Origin of the sequence: Sulfitobacter dubius (genome assembly GCF_900113435.1) — a bacterium.
Classification (GTDB): domain Bacteria; phylum Pseudomonadota; class Alphaproteobacteria; order Rhodobacterales; family Rhodobacteraceae; genus Sulfitobacter; species Sulfitobacter dubius.
The window spans coordinates 1,034,304-1,052,126 of record NZ_FOPG01000001.1 but is presented as its reverse complement, the minus strand read 5'-3'; the positions used below and the strand labels follow the sequence as shown (position 1 = coordinate 1,052,126).

The 17,823-nt window shown below is 60.7% G+C and carries 22 protein-coding genes; all 22 read left to right on the top strand.

Annotated features, from left to right (window positions below; translation table 11 throughout):
- Window positions 1-60 precede the first annotated feature (60 nt).
- Window positions 61-2,007: an acetyl/propionyl/methylcrotonyl-CoA carboxylase subunit alpha gene (locus BM229_RS05190; protein WP_093926572.1), complete on the top strand. Its 1,947-nt coding sequence runs from the start codon at window positions 61-63 to the stop codon at window positions 2,005-2,007.
- A complete protein-coding gene (locus BM229_RS05185; protein WP_093926571.1) occupies window positions 2,004-2,672 on the top strand; it encodes a glutathione S-transferase family protein in 669 nt (222 codons plus the stop codon). The genes BM229_RS05190 and BM229_RS05185 overlap by 4 nt, the downstream gene beginning before the upstream one ends.
- Window positions 2,673-2,711: 39 nt before the next feature.
- Window positions 2,712-3,566: a hydroxymethylglutaryl-CoA lyase gene (locus BM229_RS05180; RefSeq protein ID WP_093926570.1), complete on the top strand. Its 855-nt coding sequence runs from the start codon at window positions 2,712-2,714 to the stop codon at window positions 3,564-3,566.
- 1 nt (window position 3,567) lies between these two features.
- Window positions 3,568-4,350 carry a crotonase/enoyl-CoA hydratase family protein gene (locus BM229_RS05175; protein ID WP_093926569.1) on the top strand — a complete coding sequence of 261 codons (783 nt, stop codon included), beginning with the start codon at window positions 3,568-3,570 and terminating at the stop codon, window positions 4,348-4,350.
- Window positions 4,351-4,512: 162 nt separating this feature from the next.
- Window positions 4,513-4,878: an NADH-quinone oxidoreductase subunit A gene (locus BM229_RS05170; protein WP_067263411.1), complete on the top strand. Its 366-nt coding sequence runs from the start codon at window positions 4,513-4,515 to the stop codon at window positions 4,876-4,878.
- Entirely contained in the window at window positions 4,869-5,483 is a 615-nt protein-coding gene (locus BM229_RS05165) for a NuoB/complex I 20 kDa subunit family protein (RefSeq protein ID WP_244152113.1), read from the top strand. The genes BM229_RS05170 and BM229_RS05165 overlap by 10 nt, the downstream gene beginning before the upstream one ends.
- A gap of 101 nt (window positions 5,484-5,584) precedes the next feature.
- On the top strand, window positions 5,585-6,214 hold the full coding sequence (locus BM229_RS05160) for an NADH-quinone oxidoreductase subunit C (protein WP_093926568.1): 630 nt from the start codon (window positions 5,585-5,587) through the stop codon (window positions 6,212-6,214).
- Window positions 6,214-6,387, top strand: a complete 174-nt coding sequence (locus BM229_RS18190) for a hypothetical protein (RefSeq protein WP_167360195.1) — start codon at window positions 6,214-6,216, stop codon at window positions 6,385-6,387. Before BM229_RS05160 ends, BM229_RS18190 begins: the two co-directional genes overlap by 1 nt.
- Window positions 6,387-7,631, top strand: coding sequence for an NADH-quinone oxidoreductase subunit D (locus tag BM229_RS05155; protein WP_093926567.1), 1,245 nt, complete (start codon window positions 6,387-6,389; stop codon window positions 7,629-7,631). Before BM229_RS18190 ends, BM229_RS05155 begins: the two co-directional genes overlap by 1 nt.
- A 79-nt stretch (window positions 7,632-7,710) precedes the next feature.
- A complete protein-coding gene (locus BM229_RS05150; protein ID WP_093926566.1) occupies window positions 7,711-8,862 on the top strand; it encodes an NADH-quinone oxidoreductase subunit E in 1,152 nt (383 codons plus the stop codon).
- A 92-nt stretch (window positions 8,863-8,954) separates the two neighbouring features.
- Window positions 8,955-9,752 (top strand): hypothetical protein, encoded by a 798-nt coding sequence (locus tag BM229_RS05145; protein WP_093926565.1) that lies wholly within the window; start codon window positions 8,955-8,957, stop codon window positions 9,750-9,752.
- Between the two features lie 16 nt (window positions 9,753-9,768).
- Window positions 9,769-10,002, top strand: coding sequence for a DUF5337 domain-containing protein (locus tag BM229_RS05140; protein WP_067263425.1), 234 nt, complete (start codon window positions 9,769-9,771; stop codon window positions 10,000-10,002).
- A 5-nt stretch (window positions 10,003-10,007) separates the two neighbouring features.
- The gene (gene nuoF, locus BM229_RS05135; protein WP_093926564.1) at window positions 10,008-11,303 is read left to right on the top strand and encodes an NADH-quinone oxidoreductase subunit NuoF; all 1,296 of its coding nucleotides are present in this window, start codon (window positions 10,008-10,010) and stop codon (window positions 11,301-11,303) included.
- A gap of 138 nt (window positions 11,304-11,441) precedes the next feature.
- Window positions 11,442-11,768 (top strand): hypothetical protein, encoded by a 327-nt coding sequence (locus tag BM229_RS05130; protein WP_093926563.1) that lies wholly within the window; start codon window positions 11,442-11,444, stop codon window positions 11,766-11,768.
- Window positions 11,769-11,888: 120 nt separating this feature from the next.
- Window positions 11,889-12,299, top strand: a complete 411-nt coding sequence (locus tag BM229_RS05125) for a DUF5333 domain-containing protein (RefSeq protein ID WP_093926562.1) — start codon at window positions 11,889-11,891, stop codon at window positions 12,297-12,299.
- Between the two features lie 4 nt (window positions 12,300-12,303).
- The gene (gene nuoG, locus BM229_RS05120; protein ID WP_093926561.1) at window positions 12,304-14,319 is read left to right on the top strand and encodes an NADH-quinone oxidoreductase subunit NuoG; all 2,016 of its coding nucleotides are present in this window, start codon (window positions 12,304-12,306) and stop codon (window positions 14,317-14,319) included.
- An 8-nt stretch (window positions 14,320-14,327) separates the two neighbouring features.
- A complete protein-coding gene (locus BM229_RS05115; protein WP_093927224.1) occupies window positions 14,328-14,699 on the top strand; it encodes a hypothetical protein in 372 nt (123 codons plus the stop codon).
- 6 nt (window positions 14,700-14,705) lie between these two features.
- Window positions 14,706-15,746, top strand: a complete 1,041-nt coding sequence (gene nuoH / locus BM229_RS05110; RefSeq protein ID WP_093926560.1) for an NADH-quinone oxidoreductase subunit NuoH — start codon at window positions 14,706-14,708, stop codon at window positions 15,744-15,746.
- Window position 15,747: 1 nt separating this feature from the next.
- Entirely contained in the window at window positions 15,748-16,242 is a 495-nt protein-coding gene (nuoI, locus tag BM229_RS05105; protein WP_067630640.1) for an NADH-quinone oxidoreductase subunit NuoI, read from the top strand.
- The gene (locus BM229_RS05100; RefSeq protein WP_093926559.1) at window positions 16,239-16,655 is read left to right on the top strand and encodes a carboxymuconolactone decarboxylase family protein; all 417 of its coding nucleotides are present in this window, start codon (window positions 16,239-16,241) and stop codon (window positions 16,653-16,655) included. Before nuoI ends, BM229_RS05100 begins: the two co-directional genes overlap by 4 nt.
- A complete protein-coding gene (locus BM229_RS05095) occupies window positions 16,652-17,254 on the top strand; it encodes an NADH-quinone oxidoreductase subunit J (protein ID WP_093926558.1) in 603 nt (200 codons plus the stop codon). Before BM229_RS05100 ends, BM229_RS05095 begins: the two co-directional genes overlap by 4 nt.
- Window positions 17,255-17,515: 261 nt before the next feature.
- A complete protein-coding gene (gene nuoK, locus BM229_RS05090) occupies window positions 17,516-17,821 on the top strand; it encodes an NADH-quinone oxidoreductase subunit NuoK (protein ID WP_007119508.1) in 306 nt (101 codons plus the stop codon).
- The last annotated feature ends 2 nt before the right edge of the window (window positions 17,822-17,823 follow it).

Here is a 17,823-nt window from a genome sequence, read left to right as displayed (position 1 = left end):
GTTCGTACCTGCGGACCCCCAAGACCAGTTGGAGCCAGTAAGAGATGAAAAGGGTAGAGCATGTTTGACACGATCCTGATTGCGAACCGGGGTGAGATTGCTTGCCGGGTAATGGAAACGGCGCAGGCCATGGGGGTGCGCTGTGTTGCGGTGTATTCCGATGCGGACGCGGCGGCGAAACATGTGCAGATGGCCGATGCGGCTGTGCATATTGGCGGCTCGGCACCGTCGGAGAGTTACCTCAAGGGCGATGTGATCATTCAGGCGGCACTCGACAGTGGCGCGCAGGCGATCCATCCGGGCTACGGGTTTCTGAGCGAGAACCCCGATTTCGTGGAGGCGGTTGAGGCCGCGGGACTGACCTTCATCGGGCCCTCGGCCAAGGCGATCCGGGCCATGGGGCTGAAAGATGCTGCCAAGGAACTGATGGTCGAGGCGGGCGTGCCCGTCGTACCGGGCTATCACGGGGCGGATCAGGATGACGCATTGCTGGCCGAAGAAGCCGGAAAGATTGGTTATCCGGTGCTGGTCAAGGCCGTCGCAGGCGGTGGCGGCAAGGGGATGCGGCTGGTCGAAGAGGCGAAGGAATTTCAAGCGGCGCTCAATTCGGCCCGGTCTGAGGCCAAGACGGCCTTTGGCAACTCTGATGTGCTGGTCGAGAAATTTGTCACCAAACCGCGCCATATCGAAGTGCAGGTCTTCGGCGATGGCACGAACGCGGTGCATTTGTTTGAGCGTGATTGCTCGCTGCAGCGACGCCATCAAAAGGTAATCGAAGAGGCCCCCGCGCCGGGCATGACCGAAGAGATGCGCACAGCGATGGGCGATGCTGCGGTACGCGCGGCCGAGGCGATTGGCTATGCCGGAGCGGGGACGGTGGAATTTATCGTCGATGGATCAGGCGGTCTGTCGGCGGACGGGTTCTTTTTCATGGAGATGAACACGCGTTTGCAGGTAGAGCACCCAGTCACTGAACTCATCACGGGCGTTGATCTGGTCGAATGGCAGTTGCGTGTCGCCGCGGGTGAGGCACTGCCCAAGGCGCAGGACGCGCTGACGATCAACGGTCATGCTTTTGAGGCGCGGCTCTATGCAGAGGATGTGCCGAAAGGGTTCTTGCCTGCTACCGGCACGCTGACGCATCTACACTTCACCCCCCATACCCGCGCCGACAGCGGCGTGCGGGCGGGCGATACGATCAGCCCTTTCTATGACCCGATGATTGCCAAGGTCATTGTCCATGGACCGACCCGCGATGTGGCGCTCTCTCGTCTCCGGGCGGCGTTGGCGGGTTGCGAAGTTGGCGGCACGGTGACGAACCTTGCGTTCCTCGGTGCGCTGGCGGGCCACGAAGGGTTTGCGCAGGGTGATGTCGATACCGGGTTGATTGCGCGCGACATTGATGCGCTCACCGCTCAGCCTGAAGTGCCGGCGCGGCATTTCGCGCGGGCGGGAATGGCGGCGCTTGGGTTGGATCAACCGCAGGCCGAAGCGGGGTTTAACCTTTGGCGGCCCTTGCGACGGCAAGTCACCTTGGCGCGTGACGGTGAGGAACATCTGCTGAAGGTCAGGGTACTGTCGGAAGACGTGCAACTTTGGAATGTCGGTGACAGCGAGGTACGCGCTGAGCGGATTGGCGGGCGTTGGAAGGTTGACGGCCATGTCGCGCCGACAGTCTCGGTCGCGGATAATGTGGTCACGGTGTTTGATGCCTACGGCATTGTCATTGACGTGGTCGACCCGCTGGCACGGGCTGCTGGTGCGCACGGCGATGGCAATATCGTCGAGGCACCGATGCCCGGTCTGGTGCGCGCGATTGATGCCGAAGTCGGCCAAAGCGTGACAAAAGGCGATCGGCTTGCGGTGCTGGAAGCAATGAAGATGGAGCATTTGCTGCTGGCCGCGCGAGATGGCGTGGTGGCCGAAGTGCTGGCCCAACCCGGCGATCAGGTTGAGGCGGGAGCCGCTCTTGTCCGGTTGGAAGCCGAAGCAGAGGACGCTGCATGATTACACTTCATCACTGCCCACAGACCCGTTCCATGCGCACACTCTGGCTGCTGCATGAGTTGGATGACATTGAGTTTCAGGTCAAAATCCATGCCTTTGACCGCAGCCTGCGCGACCCGGAATATCTGATCCTCTCCCCCGCAGGTCGCGTGCCCGCGCTAGAGATTGACGGCGAGCGAATGTTTGAGACGGTGGCGATCACGCAGTATCTGTGCGAACGCTACTCCCCTGATCGGATGGGCCGCTCGGTCGGCAGCCCGGACCGGATGGCGTGGCTTGTTTGGGTGAATTTCGCTGAAACGATCAGCCAGCACGCAGCAGCATTAACCCAGCAGCACATCGCCCTGCGCGAGGATGCGATGCGCAGCCCCATCATAATGAAGCTTGAGGCCGCGCGCATTGCCAAATGCTATGATGCGCTTGAGGCCCGTCTATCGACGCCGCTGGAGAACCGCGATTACCTGCTCACCTCTGGTTTCTCAGCCGCTGACATCTCGGTGGGCCAAGCGGTCTATATGGCGCGGCATTTCGTGAAATTGGATGACCACCCCTCGGTCGCGGCGTGGTATGAACGGATCACCGAGCGTGACAGCTTTGAACAAGCACTGCCCGAGGAGGGGCGGTTGTACGCGCAGGATTTTTATGCGCCATGGCCGGTCGAGTAAGGCCGGGCAGGCGGGCAATACAGCGGAGGAGAGCGGCCAATGAGCCTTGGACCATGTGAAATTTTCGAGGTCGGCCCGCGGGACGGCCTGCAAAACGAGAAGCGTGAGATACCGGTGGCCGAGAAGGTAGCACTGGTGAACAAGCTCAGCGAAGCGGGCTTTCGGCGGATCGAGTGTGCGAGTTTCGTCAGTCCCAAATGGGTGCCGCAAATGGCAGGCTCGGGCGAGGTGCTGGGCGGCATTAGCCGCACTGAGGGTGTTCGCTATGCCGCGCTGACCCCCAACATGCGCGGCTACGAGGACGCAGTGGCGGCCAAGGCAGACGAGATCGCGATTTTTGCCTCGGCCTCCGAAGGGTTCAGTCAGAAGAACATCAATGCCAGCATCGAGGAGGCATTTGAGCGTTTCGCGCCGATCCTTGAAGAAGCACGTCATATCGACATGCCGGTGCGGGGCTATGTCTCTTGCGTGGTTGAATGCCCTTATGACGGCAAAGTTGCCCCGGCTGACGTGGCGCGGGTGGCGGATAAGCTGTTCGCGATGGGTTGCTACGAAGTGTCCCTTGGCGACACCATCGGCGCGGGCACCCCCGACAGCATCGCGCGGATGCTGCTAGCGGTGCGTGACGTGGTGCCGGTGGGGCGCTTGGCAGGGCATTATCATGACACCCACGGTCGGGCGATGGCGAACATCGACGCGTCCCTGTCGATGGGCGTGCGTGTCTTCGATGCGGCGGTGGGCGGCTTGGGCGGTTGCCCCTATGCGCCGGGGGCTGCGGGCAATGTCGCCACTGAGGCGGTGAACGAACACCTGACGGCGCTTGGCTATGACACCGGTGTCGATCAGGCGGTGGTGCTGGATGCCGCCGAAATGGCGCGGGCAATGCGAGGCTGACATGTACGAGACTTTGACGATCGAAACCGACTCGCGCGGGGTGGCGACGCTGACCCTGAACCGTCCTGAAAAGCACAACGCGATGTCTGCGCAGATGCTGGCGGACTTGACGGATGCGGCGGGCAAACTGGCCGCCGACGATGCGGTGCGTGTGGTGGTGCTGACCGGGGCGGGCAAATCCTTTTGCGCGGGCGGTGATCTGGGCTGGATGCGCGATCAGGCGGATATGGATGCTGAGACACGCTCGGCTGAGGCAGGCAAACTTGCGACGATGCTGGGCGCGCTCAACGCGTTGCCAAAGCCGGTTATTGGCAAACTGCAAGGCAATGCCTTTGGTGGCGGGGTTGGTATGGCGGCGGTCTGTGACGTGGCCGTTGGGATCGATACCTTAAAGATGGGTTTCACCGAAACCCGGCTCGGCATCATCCCGGCGACCATCGGGCCATACGTTCTGGCGCGGATGGGCGAGGGGCGGGCGCGGCGGGTCTTTATGTCTGCGCGGCTATTTGGCGCGGCAGAGGCCGTTGATCTGGGGCTGCTCGCGCGCGCCGTTCCGGCCGACGAACTCGACGCGGCGATTGAGGCCGAAGTCGTGCCATATCTCTCTTGCGCACCGGGTGCCGTTGCGGCAGCCAAGAAGCTCGCGCAGGACTTGGGCGGAATCGCCACACCCGAGGCGGTAAAGCTGTCCATCAATGCGCTGGCCGCACGTTGGGAAACCGAAGAAGCAGCCGAAGGAATCGGTGCATTTTTCGACAAGCGCAAGGCAGCTTGGGTGATCTAACGCGCAATACAGAAGATTTGACGGTATTGAAGCGGGGCGGGCAGCAATATGCGGGCTTGGCCCGTTGACCCTACCCACCGGCAGAGTTAAACCCAATCCAAGTTTGTCTGCGCGGGGCTCGGACCCCTTTCGATTGCCGCGCACCGCGAAAGGAGCATCCCCTTGGACGACATGCTGCGGGAATACCTGCCCATCCTCGTTTTTCTGGCCGTGGCGATTGGCCTTGGCCTTGTGCTGATCCTCGCCGCTGTGGTGGTGGCTGTGCGCAACCCTGACCCGGAAAAGGTCTCGGCCTATGAATGCGGGTTCAACGCTTTTGACGACGCGCGGATGAAATTCGACGTGCGTTTCTATCTGGTGTCGATCCTCTTCATTATCTTCGACCTCGAAATCGCCTTCCTCTTCCCTTGGGCAGTGGCTTTCAAAGAGGTGAGCATGGTGGGCTTTTGGTCGATGATGGTGTTCTTGGGCGTGCTGACGGCGGGCTTCGCCTATGAATGGAAGAAGGGAGCGCTCGAATGGCAGTAAAGGATGATGGATTGGTCACCCCAGTGATGGGCGACGGCCACCAAAGCCCGCGGGTGAAATCCGGGGCGTCTGCGCCAGCAGCCTACGGTCAATACGGTGCGGGGCCTGACCCGGAATTCGCGACCCAGAGCCTGAATGCCGAATTGCAGGACAAGGGTTTCCTGCTGACCTCGACCGAAGACATCATCAACTGGGCGCGTACCGGCAGCCTGCACTGGATGACTTTTGGTCTGGCATGCTGCGCGGTTGAGATGATGCATAGCTCCATGCCGCGCTATGACCTTGAGCGTTTCGGCACGGCACCGCGTGCAAGCCCGCGCCAGTCGGATCTGATGATCGTTGCGGGCACGCTGACCAACAAGATGGCCCCGGCGCTGCGCAAAGTCTACGACCAGATGCCAGAGCCGCGCTATGTGATCTCGATGGGCTCCTGCGCGAATGGTGGCGGTTACTATCACTACAGCTACTCGGTCGTGCGCGGCTGTGACCGCATTGTGCCGGTTGACGTCTATGTGCCCGGTTGCCCGCCCACGGCAGAGGCGCTGCTGTATGGTATCCTCCAGTTGCAGCGTAAAATCCGCCGCACCGGGACTATCGTGCGCTAAGACAAGGGCCTGCGCCGGGTGAGGGGCAGGCAGAAGGACAGCGCGCCAAAGGCGCGGGACAGTGAGATGGCGTTGATCGGCGCGTGGAAGGAAGATTTGCGATGAGCGAACAACTGCAGGAACTTGGGGCCTATATCGAAGCCAAGCGGCCCGATTGTGTGCTGGGATGGGATGTCACCAAGGGTGAGTTGAACATGTCCGTGGCGCTGGCAAATATCGCGGGCCTTGTTGAGTTCCTCAAGGGCGATCCGACCTGCCGTTTCTCGACTTTGGTCGACATCACGGCGGTGGACTATCCCGGCCGTGCGAAACGGTTCGACGTGGTTTACCACTTCCTGTCGATGTACCAAAACCACCGCATCCGCCTGCGCGCTACCGCGCGGGAAAAGGACATGGTGCCGTCGATCACCAGCGTACACCCCAGTGCCGATTGGTTCGAGCGTGAAGTCTTTGACATGTTCGGCATCCTGTTCTCCGGCCACCCGGACCTGCGCCGCATCCTGACCGACTATGGCTTTCGCGGGCACCCGCTCCGCAAGGATTTCCCGACGACGGGCTATACCGAAGTGCGCTATGACGAAGCCGCCAAGCGCGTGGTCTATGAACCGGTTAGCCTAGTGCAGGAATACCGCCAGTTCGACTTTATGTCGCCCTGGGAGGGGGCCGATTACATTCTGCCCGGCGATGACAAATCTGCGCCCGATGGCAATGTGAGCAAGGACGCGAAGTAATGGGCGGGTTTGGCTGGCTGATCCTTTCGGCACTGACGGCCATTCCAATGGTCAAACTGCTGCCGTTCTTTGGCATCAATAAATACTGGGCGGCGGCCTGTCTGATCCCGCTAGGCACGATCGCCTTGCTGTGGTGGATGGGCATGAAGCTGCAAGAACTGGAGAAACGGTAATGGACGGCGACATTCGCACAAAAGCCTTTGACGACGGGTCGACCGACTTTGAGTCCGGCGAGCAGAAGATCCGCAACTTCAACATCAACTTCGGCCCGCAACACCCTGCCGCGCACGGTGTTTTGCGTCTGGTGCTTGAGCTTGACGGCGAGGTTGTAGAGCGGTGCGATCCGCATATCGGCCTGCTGCACCGTGGCACCGAAAAGCTGATGGAAAGCCGCACCTATCTGCAAAACCTACCGTATTTCGACCGGTTGGATTACGTGGCCCCGATGAACCAAGAGCACGCTTGGTGTCTGGCGATTGAAAAGCTGACCGGCACCGTTGTGCCGCGCCGCGCCTCGCTGATCCGTGTGCTGTTCTGCGAAATTGGCCGCATCCTGAACCACCTTCTGAACATCACCACGCAGGCGCTGGACGTGGGCGCGCTCACGCCGCCGCTTTGGGGTTTTGAAGAGCGTGAAAGCCTGATGATCTTTTACGAGCGGGCCTGCGGCGCACGCCTGCACGCGGCCTATTTCCGCCCCGGCGGCGTCCACCAAGACCTGCCGCCCGCGCTGCTGGACGATATCGAAGCTTGGTGCGATCAATTCCTGACCAAATTTATGGTCGATATCGATGAGTTGCTGACCGAGAACCGGATCTTTAAACAGCGGAACGTCGACATCGGCATCGTCTCCGAGCAAGAAATTCTCGATTACGGCTTCAGCGGCGTTATGGTGCGCGGCTCGGGGCTGGCCTGGGATCTGCGGCGCTCGCAACCCTATGAATGCTACGATGAATTTGACTTCCAGATCCCTGTAGGCAAGAACGGCGACTGCTTTGACCGTTACCTCTGCCGCATGGAAGAAATGCGCCAGTCGACCTACATTATTCAGCAGGCGATCGAAAAACTGCGCGCCCCCGAGGGGCAGGGCGATATCCTCGCCCGTGGCAAGATCACCCCGCCATCGCGCACCGCGATGAAGACCGACATGGAAAGCCTGATCCACCACTTCAAGCTCTACACCGAAGGTTTCCACGTGCCCGAGGGCGAAGTGTACTGCGCGGTCGAAGCGCCGAAGGGCGAGTTCGGCGTCTACCTTGTGGCCGATGGCTCGAACAAACCCTACCGCGCTAAGATCCGCGCACCGGGCTTCTTGCACCTGCAGGCGATGGATCATGTGGCCAGCGGTCACCAGCTTGCCGATGTGGCCGCGATCATCGGTACGATGGACGTCGTCTTTGGAGAGATTGACCGGTGATGCCGGTCGCATCGCTCCGTTTTGAAGAAATTTACGCCGGAGGCATCATTGGCCTCCGCCTGACCATAGGTTCGAACTAATGCTCCGCCGTCTACACCCTGACCAGCCCGACAGTTTTGCCTTCACGCCCGCCAACCAAGAATGGGCCGAAGCGCAGATCACCAAATACCCCGAAGGCCGTCAGGCCAGCGCGATCATCCCGCTTTTGTGGCGCGCGCAAGAGCAAGAGGGCTGGTTGACCCGTCCGGCGATCGAGCATGTCTCGGAAATGCTGGGCATGGCCTATATCCGCGGTCTGGAAGTCGCTACATTCTACTTCATGTTCCAACTGCAACCTGTTGGTTCCGTTGCGCATATCCAAGTTTGTGGCACCACGTCCTGCATGATCTGCGGGGCCGAAGATTTGGTCGCCGTCTGCAAAGAGCGCATCGCCAATAAACCCCATGAGTTGTCAGCGGATGGGCGCTTTTCTTGGGAAGAGGTCGAATGCCTTGGCGCTTGTTCCAATGCGCCCATGGCACAGATCGGCAAGGACTATTACGAAGACCTGACTACCGCGCGGCTGAACGAAATCCTTGATGAGTTGAGCGATGGGCGCGTGCCGGTGCCTGGCCCGCAGAACGGGCGCTATGCCTCCGAGCCTCTGGGCGGGTTGACCAGCTTAACCGACCACGAAAGCGGCCGCACCCAGTATAACGCCAGCGCGCAGGCTGCGGTGGACATCGGTGATACCGTCAAACGCATCGACGGCACCGAAGTGCCGCTGCTGACCCCGTGGCAAAACCAGCCCAAGGCGCCGGAGCCTGAAACGGTGGAAGAAGTCGAAGCCGAAGAGCCGCGTCCCGCCGAGGGCGAGGCCACCGACAAAACCGGCGTGACCGAGCAAGAAGCCGAAGCCACGTCAAAGAGCAAACCGCGCTCCAAACGTGACCCCAAGGGCGAGAGTGCCGATGCGGCGAAGGCCGAGACCAGCGCCCCCGCTGCGCCCGGCCAAAAGCCTGCCCAGTTGGACGGCCCGCGTGAGGGCGGTGCTGATGATCTGAAAAAGATCAAAGGCGTCGGTCCGAAGCTGGAGCAGATGCTCAACGGCATGGGCTTTTACCACTTTGACCAGATCGCCCAATGGGGCCCGGAGGAGGTCGCTTGGGTCGACCAGAACCTCGAAGGGTTCAAAGGCCGCGTCAGCCGTGACACTTGGGTAGAGCAGGCCGCGCGCCTCGCAGAAGAATAGGACGGAGATTAACAACGGGCCAAGGACGGCACCCACACCACCCCGCAGAGCCATAAGCCGCATCGCCCGCATCAAGGGAGAGAAGGACAGTCATGACGGATATTTCGGAACGAGAAGCCTGCACCAAGCGCTGCTGGTGGCTGGGTGCTGGTGTCGGTTTGCTGGCGGCATTCTTGTTGTTGGCCTTCGGCATCTGGGGGCTGTTGATGTGCATTCTGGCCGGTGTGCTGGTGGCGGTGATCGTGGGCTATCTGGCGATGACTCTGCTGTGCAAAGATGTGCCTGCGGCAGCCCCTCAGGATACCACGCGCAGTGCGGCAGCGGCATCGGTCGCAGGCGCGTCCACCGCTTCGGGCAGCATTTCATCGGCTGTGGGCAACGTGCCAGCGGGCGACGCCGGCATCGGAGCGGCACGCAAGGCCAGTGCGCCGGTAGAATCCGCCGAGGAAACACCGGAGCAGGAGCCGACAGCACCTGTTGCCGATACCGCCGCGGTTGAGGCCGCGCCCGAAGAGGTCGTCGAAGCGGAGGAAGCTCCTGTCGCCGTAAAGAGCCCGACACAGGTCGTCGAAGCGCCAGCCGAGCCCTCAGAGGCCGAACCCGCACCAGTGCCCGCCACCGATAGCCATTCTACCGACGGCAAACCGGCACTGCTCGACGCGCCGCGTGCGGGCGGGGCGGATGACCTTAAGCGTATTGGTGGCATCGGGCCGAAGTTGGAACAGACCCTGAATGAGTTGGGCATCTACCATTTCGATCAGATCGCAGCCCTTCAGGGCGATGAAATTGAATGGGTCGATTCCCGTTTGCGGTTCAAGGGCCGCATTCAACGTGACGATTGGATCGGTCAGGCCAAAGCCCTTGCCAATGACGGCAAGGCCGGAGTCTGACGGAGCGACGAGAGACATGAGCGAAGCCGAAGACAGAGCGCTTGCCCGCAAGGGCCGCACCGCAGGGCTGGTCATTGCCGTGACCATGTGCTTGTGGCTGGCCATGCAATGGGCTGGCCCCGCGCTCGGCCTGCCGGGGCGCTATGCGCTGCTCTTCGACTTTGCTGCACTGGCCGCGCTTTTCTGGGCGATGGTCGTGATATATCAAATGTGGCAGGCCCGCCGGGCCAGCCGTGAGAACCAAAGGTAGGCATCATGCTTCAGGACAAAGACCGCATTTTTACCAACATTTACGGCATGCATGACCGCACCCTGAAAGGCGCGCAGTCGCGCGGTCATTGGGATGGCACCGCCGGGATCATTCAAAAGGGCCGCGATTGGATCGTCGACCAGATGAAAGCCTCTGGCCTGCGGGGCCGGGGCGGGGCGGGCTTCCCGACGGGGCTGAAATGGTCCTTCATGCCCAAGGAAAGCGACGGCCGCCCGGCCTATCTGGTGGTCAACGCCGACGAATCCGAGCCGGGCACCTGCAAAGACCGCGAGATTATGCGTCATGATCCGCATACGCTGATCGAAGGCTGCTTGATCGCCTCTTTCGCGATGAACGCCCACGCCTGCTATATCTACTTGCGCGGCGAATACATCCGTGAGCGCGAAGCACTTCAGACCGCGATTGATGAAGCCTATGAAGCCGGGCTGGTGGGCAAGAACGCCTCCAAATCCGGTTGGGACTTTGACATCTACCTGCACCACGGGGCAGGGGCTTACATTTGCGGCGAAGAAACAGCACTTCTGGAAAGCCTCGAAGGCAAGAAGGGCATGCCGCGCATGAAGCCGCCGTTCCCGGCAGGCGCGGGTCTTTATGGCTGCCCGACGACCGTGAACAACGTCGAATCCATCGCCGTGGTGCCGACCATCCTGCGGCGCGGGCCGGAGTGGTTCGCAGGCTTTGGCCGCGCCAACAACGCGGGCACCAAGCTGTTCGCGATCTCGGGTCACGTCAACAACCCTTGCGTGGTCGAAGAGGCCATGTCGATTTCCTTCGAAGAGCTGATTGAAACTCATTGCGGCGGCATTCGCGGCGGCTGGGACAACCTCAAGGCCGTGATCCCCGGAGGCTCCTCGGTGCCATTGATCCCGGGCAAAGACATGCGCGGCGCGATCATGGATTTCGACTATCTGCGCGAGCAACGTTCGGGCCTTGGCACCGCGGCGGTGATAGTAATGGACAACTCGACCGACGTGATCAAAGCGATCTGGCGTCTGTCGAAGTTCTACAAACACGAAAGCTGCGGCCAGTGTACGCCCTGCCGCGAAGGCACCGGTTGGATGATGCGGGTGATGGATCGTCTGGTCTGGGGCGATGCAGAGCCCGAAGAGATCGACATGCTGCTCGACGTGACCAAACAGGTCGAAGGCCACACGATCTGCGCGCTTGGCGATGCGGCGGCTTGGCCGATCCAAGGTTTGATCCGTCACTTCCGGGACGAAATCGAAGACCGGATCAAACACAAGCGCACAGGCAGTGTCAGCGCGGTTGCGGCGGAGTAAAACTGTGCAATGCGTCGGGCCGGTGGCTTGACGCTTGGCGCAGTAGGGGCGATAGCGGGCGCGCGTTTGACGCGTCCGTTCCATAACAGGCGCGAAGCGTTCGGCAATGCCGGGCGCGGGGCGCAGCGGAGTAGGTCTATGAAATATGCTTTGACGCTTTTGACGGTGAGCGCCCTGCTGGCGGGCTGTGCCAATGATGGTGAGCGTGTGGCTTTTGATGGTCACTATTTTAGCACCAAACTGCGCAAGGTCGATGGCCAGCGCGATGTGTTTCAAGTGACCGTCAAAGATGCCGGCAAGTCGATTGACGGTGCCCGCGCGGCGGCACGTTATGAAGCGGTGAAATACTGCGTCGGCAACTACGGCAACTCGGACATCGAATGGACCTTTGGCCCCGACGCGCCGACAGGCACGTTGCGGCTTGATGGTGGTGCGGTAACCTTTCAGGGCCGCTGCCCACAGTGATCTCATCGGCGACATATCGCGGGGCCACGGCCTGTGCGGGCGGTGATATTGAATATCACGCACCCCGAACTCCATCTGTCAGACGGGCCGTTCCGGCCCGCTGCATGAAGGAGAATTGATATGCGCACCCTGATGATCGCCGTGATGGGCCTGAGCCTGACCGCCGCCACCGTGACACCCGCGATGGCCAAACCGCCATTGCGTGACGTGGCCGCGATTGATGACGCGCTGTTGGATATTGGCATGGCCGACATCATCCGGAAAAACTGCCCCGACATCAGCGCGCGGATGCTGCGCGCGATCAAGATGGCATGGGACTTGAAGGGCAAGGCTGGCGATCTGGGCTACTCCGACGCCGAGATCGACGCCTATATCGATAGTGACGCCGAAAAAGCACGGATGAAAGCGCGCGGGGCCGCGTTTTTCAAGGCGAAGGGGGTCGATACTTCGGACCCGCAAAGCTATTGTGCGCTTGGACGCGAAGAGATTCAAAAATCGAGCCGGATCGGTTCGTTACTGAAGGCAAAGTGAGCTTATGAGCGATATCCGCAAGATCATCATCGACGGTAAAGAAGTTGAAGTCGAAGGGGCGATGACGCTCATTCAGGCCTGCGAGCAGGTTGGCATCGAGGTGCCGCGCTTCTGTTACCACGAGCGTCTGTCGATCGCCGGTAACTGCCGGATGTGTCTTGTGGAAGTCGTCGGCGGGCCGCCCAAGCCTGCCGCCTCCTGCGCCATGCAGGTGCGTGACCTGCGGCCCGGGCCGGAAGGCCAGCCGCCGGTCGTGAAAACCAACTCGCCGATGGTCAAAAAGGCTCGCGAGGGCGTGATGGAGTTCCTGCTCATCAACCACCCGCTGGATTGCCCGATCTGCGATCAGGGCGGTGAGTGCGATCTTCAGGATCAGGCGATGGCCTACGGCGTCGATTTCTCGCGCTACCGCGAGCCGAAGCGCGCCACCGAAGACCTCGATCTCGGCCCGCTGGTCGAGACTCACATGACCCGCTGCATTTCCTGCACCCGCTGCGTGCGCTTCACGACCGAGGTCGCGGGACAGCACGTCATGGGGCAGACAGGCCGGGGCGAGGATGCCGAGATCACGACCTATCTAGGCTCACTGATCGACAGCAATCTTTCGGGCAACATTATTGACCTTTGCCCCGTCGGTGCGTTGGTCAGTAAACCCTACGCCTTCACCGCGCGTCCGTGGGAACTCAGCAAGACCGAGAGCATCGACGTGATGGATGCGCTAGGCTCCAACATCCGGGTCGATACCAAAGGCCGCGAAGTCATGCGCTTCCTGCCGCGCAACCATGACGGCGTGAACGAAGAGTGGATTTCCGACAAGACGCGCTTTGTCTGGGACGGTCTGCGCCGCCAGCGTCTGGATACGCCCTATATCCGCGAGAATGGTAAACTGCGCAAAGCCAGCTGGCCCGAGGCGCTGAATGCCGCCGCTGCCGCGATGAAGGGCAAGAAACTGGCCGGTCTCATCGGCGATCTGTCTTCGGTTGAGGCCGCCTTTGCGCTGAAGCAGTTGATCGAAGGGCAGGGCGGTGTCGTCGAATGCCGCACCGATGGGGCGAAGCTGCCTGCGGGCAATCGTTTCGGCTATGTCGGCAACGCCCGGATCGAAGACCTTGATAACGCCAAGATGATCCAGCTGATCGGCACCAACCCCGCGGTTGAAGCGCCAGTGCTGAACGCGCGCATCCGCAAAGCGTGGAGCAATGGCGCAGAGGTTGGCTTGATCGGCGAAGCCGCGGATCTGACGTACCCGCATCACCATCTGGGCAATGACCGCGCGACCCTCGACAAACTGATGGGTAGCGACTTCGACGAGGTGCTGGAGCAGCCTTCGGTGGTTGTGGTCGGCCAAGGCGCGCTGCGCGAAGCGGATGGCGCTGCGGTTCTGGCGAAAGCGATGGAGCTGGCCGAGAAAACCAAGAGCAAGCTGATGGTCCTGCACACCGCAGCGTCGCGCGTCGGCGCGATGGACATCGGTGCCACGGCTGAAAACGGCATGGACGACGTGAACGCGGCGGAGGTGATCTATAACCTCGGCGCGGATGAGGTCGAAATCGGTGCCGGCCCTTTCGTGATCTACCAAGGCAGCCATGGGGATCGCGGCGCACATCGCGCCGACATCATCCTGCCGGGTGCCGCCTATACCGAAGAGCCGGGTCTGTTCGTCAACACCGAAGGCCGTCCGCAATTGGCGCAACGTGCTGGGTTCGCGCCGGGTCAGGCCAAGGAAAACTGGGCGATTCTGCGGGCGCTCTCGGCTGAGTTGGGCGCGCAGTTGGGCTATGATTCCATCGCCCAGCTGCGCCGCAAGTTGACCGAGGCCGTGCCGCATCTGGCGAATGTGGATGAGGTGCCGGAAAACGAATGGGCCGCGCTGCCCGCCGGTAAGCTGGGTGATGCCTCTTTCGCGCCCGCGGTACGTGACTTCTATCTCTCCAACCCGATCGCGCGGGCCAGCCAGTTGATGGCGGAACTATCGGCCTTGGCCGCCGCGCGCCGGGCCGAGCCGATGGCGGCGGAGTGAGAGCCATGATGCTGGCCCCCTTGATGCTGCTGGCCGCCTGCGAAGCGCAGGTGCCGGTGGCCGAGGATTTTATCCCCGATTACAAGGGGGTCGAAACCCAGCTTTTGGACGGTGATTTGGTGCAGTTTAACGTGGCCATGACTAAGGCGTTGTCGAACCAAGACGTGTCGGATTACGCCGAATGTGCTGCAGCGCAGTATACGTTGATCCGGGGCTACGGTTTTGCGCGACATGTGCGGACAAATGTGACCGAAGAGGGTGGCATATGGCGGGCAGATGCTGTTTACACAATCTCGCCGAGCCTGCCCAAAGGCTTGAAGACAATTGATGCCGAAGTGACCGCGTTTCAATGCGCGGAACGCGGCATTCCGACGGTGTGAGGACTTATGGCTGATTTCTTTTACAACACCTATCTGGGCATCGGCCTGCTGACGGTTGGGCAGGTGTTGCTGCTGGTGGTGCCGTTGCTGCTGGCGCTTGCCTTCCTCATGTATGCCGACCGCAAGATCTGGGCCGCCGTGATGATGCGCCGTGGCCCCAACGTTGTGGGCGTCTTCGGCCTGCTTCAAAGTTTTGCCGACTTCCTCAAATATATCGTTAAAGAAGTGGTGGTTCCGGCGGGCGCGGACAAGGGGGTCTTCTTCCTCGCGCCAATGATTTCCTTTGTCATGGCGATGATCGCTTGGGCGGTGATCCCTTTCAACGAAGGCTGGATCCTGTCGGACATCAACGTGGCCATCCTCTATGTCTTCGCCGTCTCCTCGCTTGAGGTTTACGGCGTAATCATGGGCGGTTGGGCGTCGAACTCGAAATACCCGTTCCTAGGGAGCCTGCGCTCCGCCGCGCAGATGATTTCTTACGAAGTCTCGATCGGTCTGATCATCATCGGCGTGATCCTCTCGACCGGGTCAATGAACTTCTCGTCCATCGTGGCGGCACAGGATGGCGACTGGGGTCTGTTCAACTGGTACTTCCTGCCGCACTTCCCAATGTTGATCCTGTTCTTCATCTCGGCGCTGGCGGAAACCAACCGCCCGCCGTTCGATCTGCCGGAAGCGGAATCAGAACTGGTGGCGGGCTATCAGGTGGAATATTCCTCGACCCCCTTCCTGCTCTTTATGATCGGCGAATTGGTGGCCGTGGTGCTGATGTGCGCGCTGGTGTCGCTGATGTTCTTCGGCGGCTGGCTGTCGCCGGTGCCGTTCCTGCCCGATGGCTTCTTCTGGATGTTCATCAAAATGCTGATGGTCTTCTTCATGTTCGCCATGGTGAAGGCAATCACGCCGCGCTACCGCTATGACCAGCTGATGCGGCTGGGTTGGAAAGTCTTCCTGCCGTTCTCGCTGTTCTGGGTGGTCTTCGTGGCATTCGCTGCAAAATTCGATTGGTTCTGGGGCATCTACGCCCGCTGGACCGTAGGGGGCTGATATGGCGACGACTGACTACACCCGCGCCGCGAAATATTTCCTGCTGGCAGACTACGCTAAGGCGTTCATGCTGGGGATGCGCTATTTCTTTGCGCCGAAAACCACGCTGAACTACCCGCATGAGAAGGGGCCTCTGTCGCCCCGTTTCCGTGGGGAGCATGCGTTGCGCCGATATCCCAATGGTGAAGAGCGCTGCATCGCGTGCAAACTGTGCGAAGCGATCTGCCCCGCGCAGGCCATCACAATCGACGCCGAAGCCCGCGAAGACGGCAGCCGCCGCACCACGCGCTATGACATCGACATGACCAAATGCATCTACTGCGGTTTCTGCCAGGAAGCCTGCCCAGTGGATGCCATTGTTGAAGGCCCGAACTTCGAATTCTCGACCGAGACCCGCGAAGAGCTTTACTACGACAAGGCGAAACTGCTGGACAACGGCGAACGCTGGGAAGCCGAGATTGCCCGCAACCTCGAAATGGACGCACCCTACAGATGAGTGATCCCAAAAACCCTTTTGATGCGATGATGAAGCAGGCGCAGGAAATGGCGAAAGCCTTTCCGGCGATGGATGCTTTTTCGCCAAAAGGGTTCGAGGCGATGATGGGCACCATGCCGAAGGAAATGATGGATTTCTGGTTCGGCGACACGGTGAATAAGGGCGGGCTGGACGCGCGGACGCGGCTGCTTCTGACCCTGGCGGGGCTGACCATGCAGGGCGCGCAGAATGATATGGCCCTCCGCCAAACCGTGCGCCACGCGCGCGAGGCCGGGGCCACAAAGCAACATATCGTCGAGACGATCAGCCAGATGTCGGTCTTTGCCGGGCTTCCCGCGATGACCCGGGCGTTGGAACTGGCGCAATCGGTTCTCGACGAAGAAAAAGATACCAAGAAGGAAGACGGCGCATGACGGTCTTTTCATTTTACCTCTTCGCGATCAGCGTCATCACCGGCGGACTGTTCACGGTCATCAGCCGCAACCCGGTGCATTCGGTGCTTTGGCTGATCCTGTCCTTCCTCTCGGCGGCGGGGCTCTTCGTTCTGCTCGGCGCGGAGTTCGTGGCGATGCTGCTGGTCATCGTCTATGTCGGCGCGGTGGCGGTGCTTTTCCTCTTCGTGGTCATGATGCTCGACGTAGATTTCGCCGAGCTTAAGGCCGAGATGGCGCGGTATATGCCGCTGGCGCTGTTGATCGCTCTGGTGATCTTGATGCAATTCGTCATGGCCTTTGGCGCATGGGAGCAGAGCGAAGCGGCCGAGAGCCTGCGCGCCAATGCCATTGATCCCACCCGTTTCAACACCGAAGCGCTCGGCTTGTTGCTCTATGATCGCTACTTCCTGCTCTTCCAACTGGCGGGTCTGATCCTGTTGGTGGCGATGATCGGGGCGATCGTGCTGACATTGCGTCACCGCAAGGACGTGAAGCGCCAAGACGTGGTGGCCCAGATGATGCGCGACCCGGCTAAAGCGATGGAGCTGCGCGACGTGAAGTCGGGGCAGGGCCTGTAACAAGCGGAATTTTTTAAAAATTCCGTAGCCGTTCTCTTTGAAAGAGAACGGCTGAACCAAGAGAGAAAAGGGACGTCGAAATGTCGAGAACAACAATCGTGGTACTGGTCGTGGTGTTGATCGTCGTGTTTTTCGGCGGCTACAGCTTTATCGGCTAAAGCTTCGGCAATCCCGGTGGCAGCCGGGGCAAAGTGATACTAAAAGCCCCATCAAATGGGGCGCGACCAAAGCCCATCAAGGGGCGGGAACGTAAGGGACGACATGATCGGACTTGAGCATTACCTGACAGTGGCGGCTACGCTGTTTGTCATCGGCATCTTCGGGCTATTCCTGAACCGCAAGAACGTGATCATTCTGCTGATGAGCATCGAATTGATGCTGCTCGCGGTGAACATCAACCTCGTTGCTTTCTCCAGTTTCCTTGGTGATTTGACGGGGCAGGTCTTCACGCTCTTCGTGCTCACCGTCGCTGCGGCGGAGGCTGCCATCGGCCTCGCCATTCTGGTCTGTTTCTTCCGCAACCGTGGCTCGATCGCGGTGGAAGATGTCAACGTGATGAAGGGCTGAGG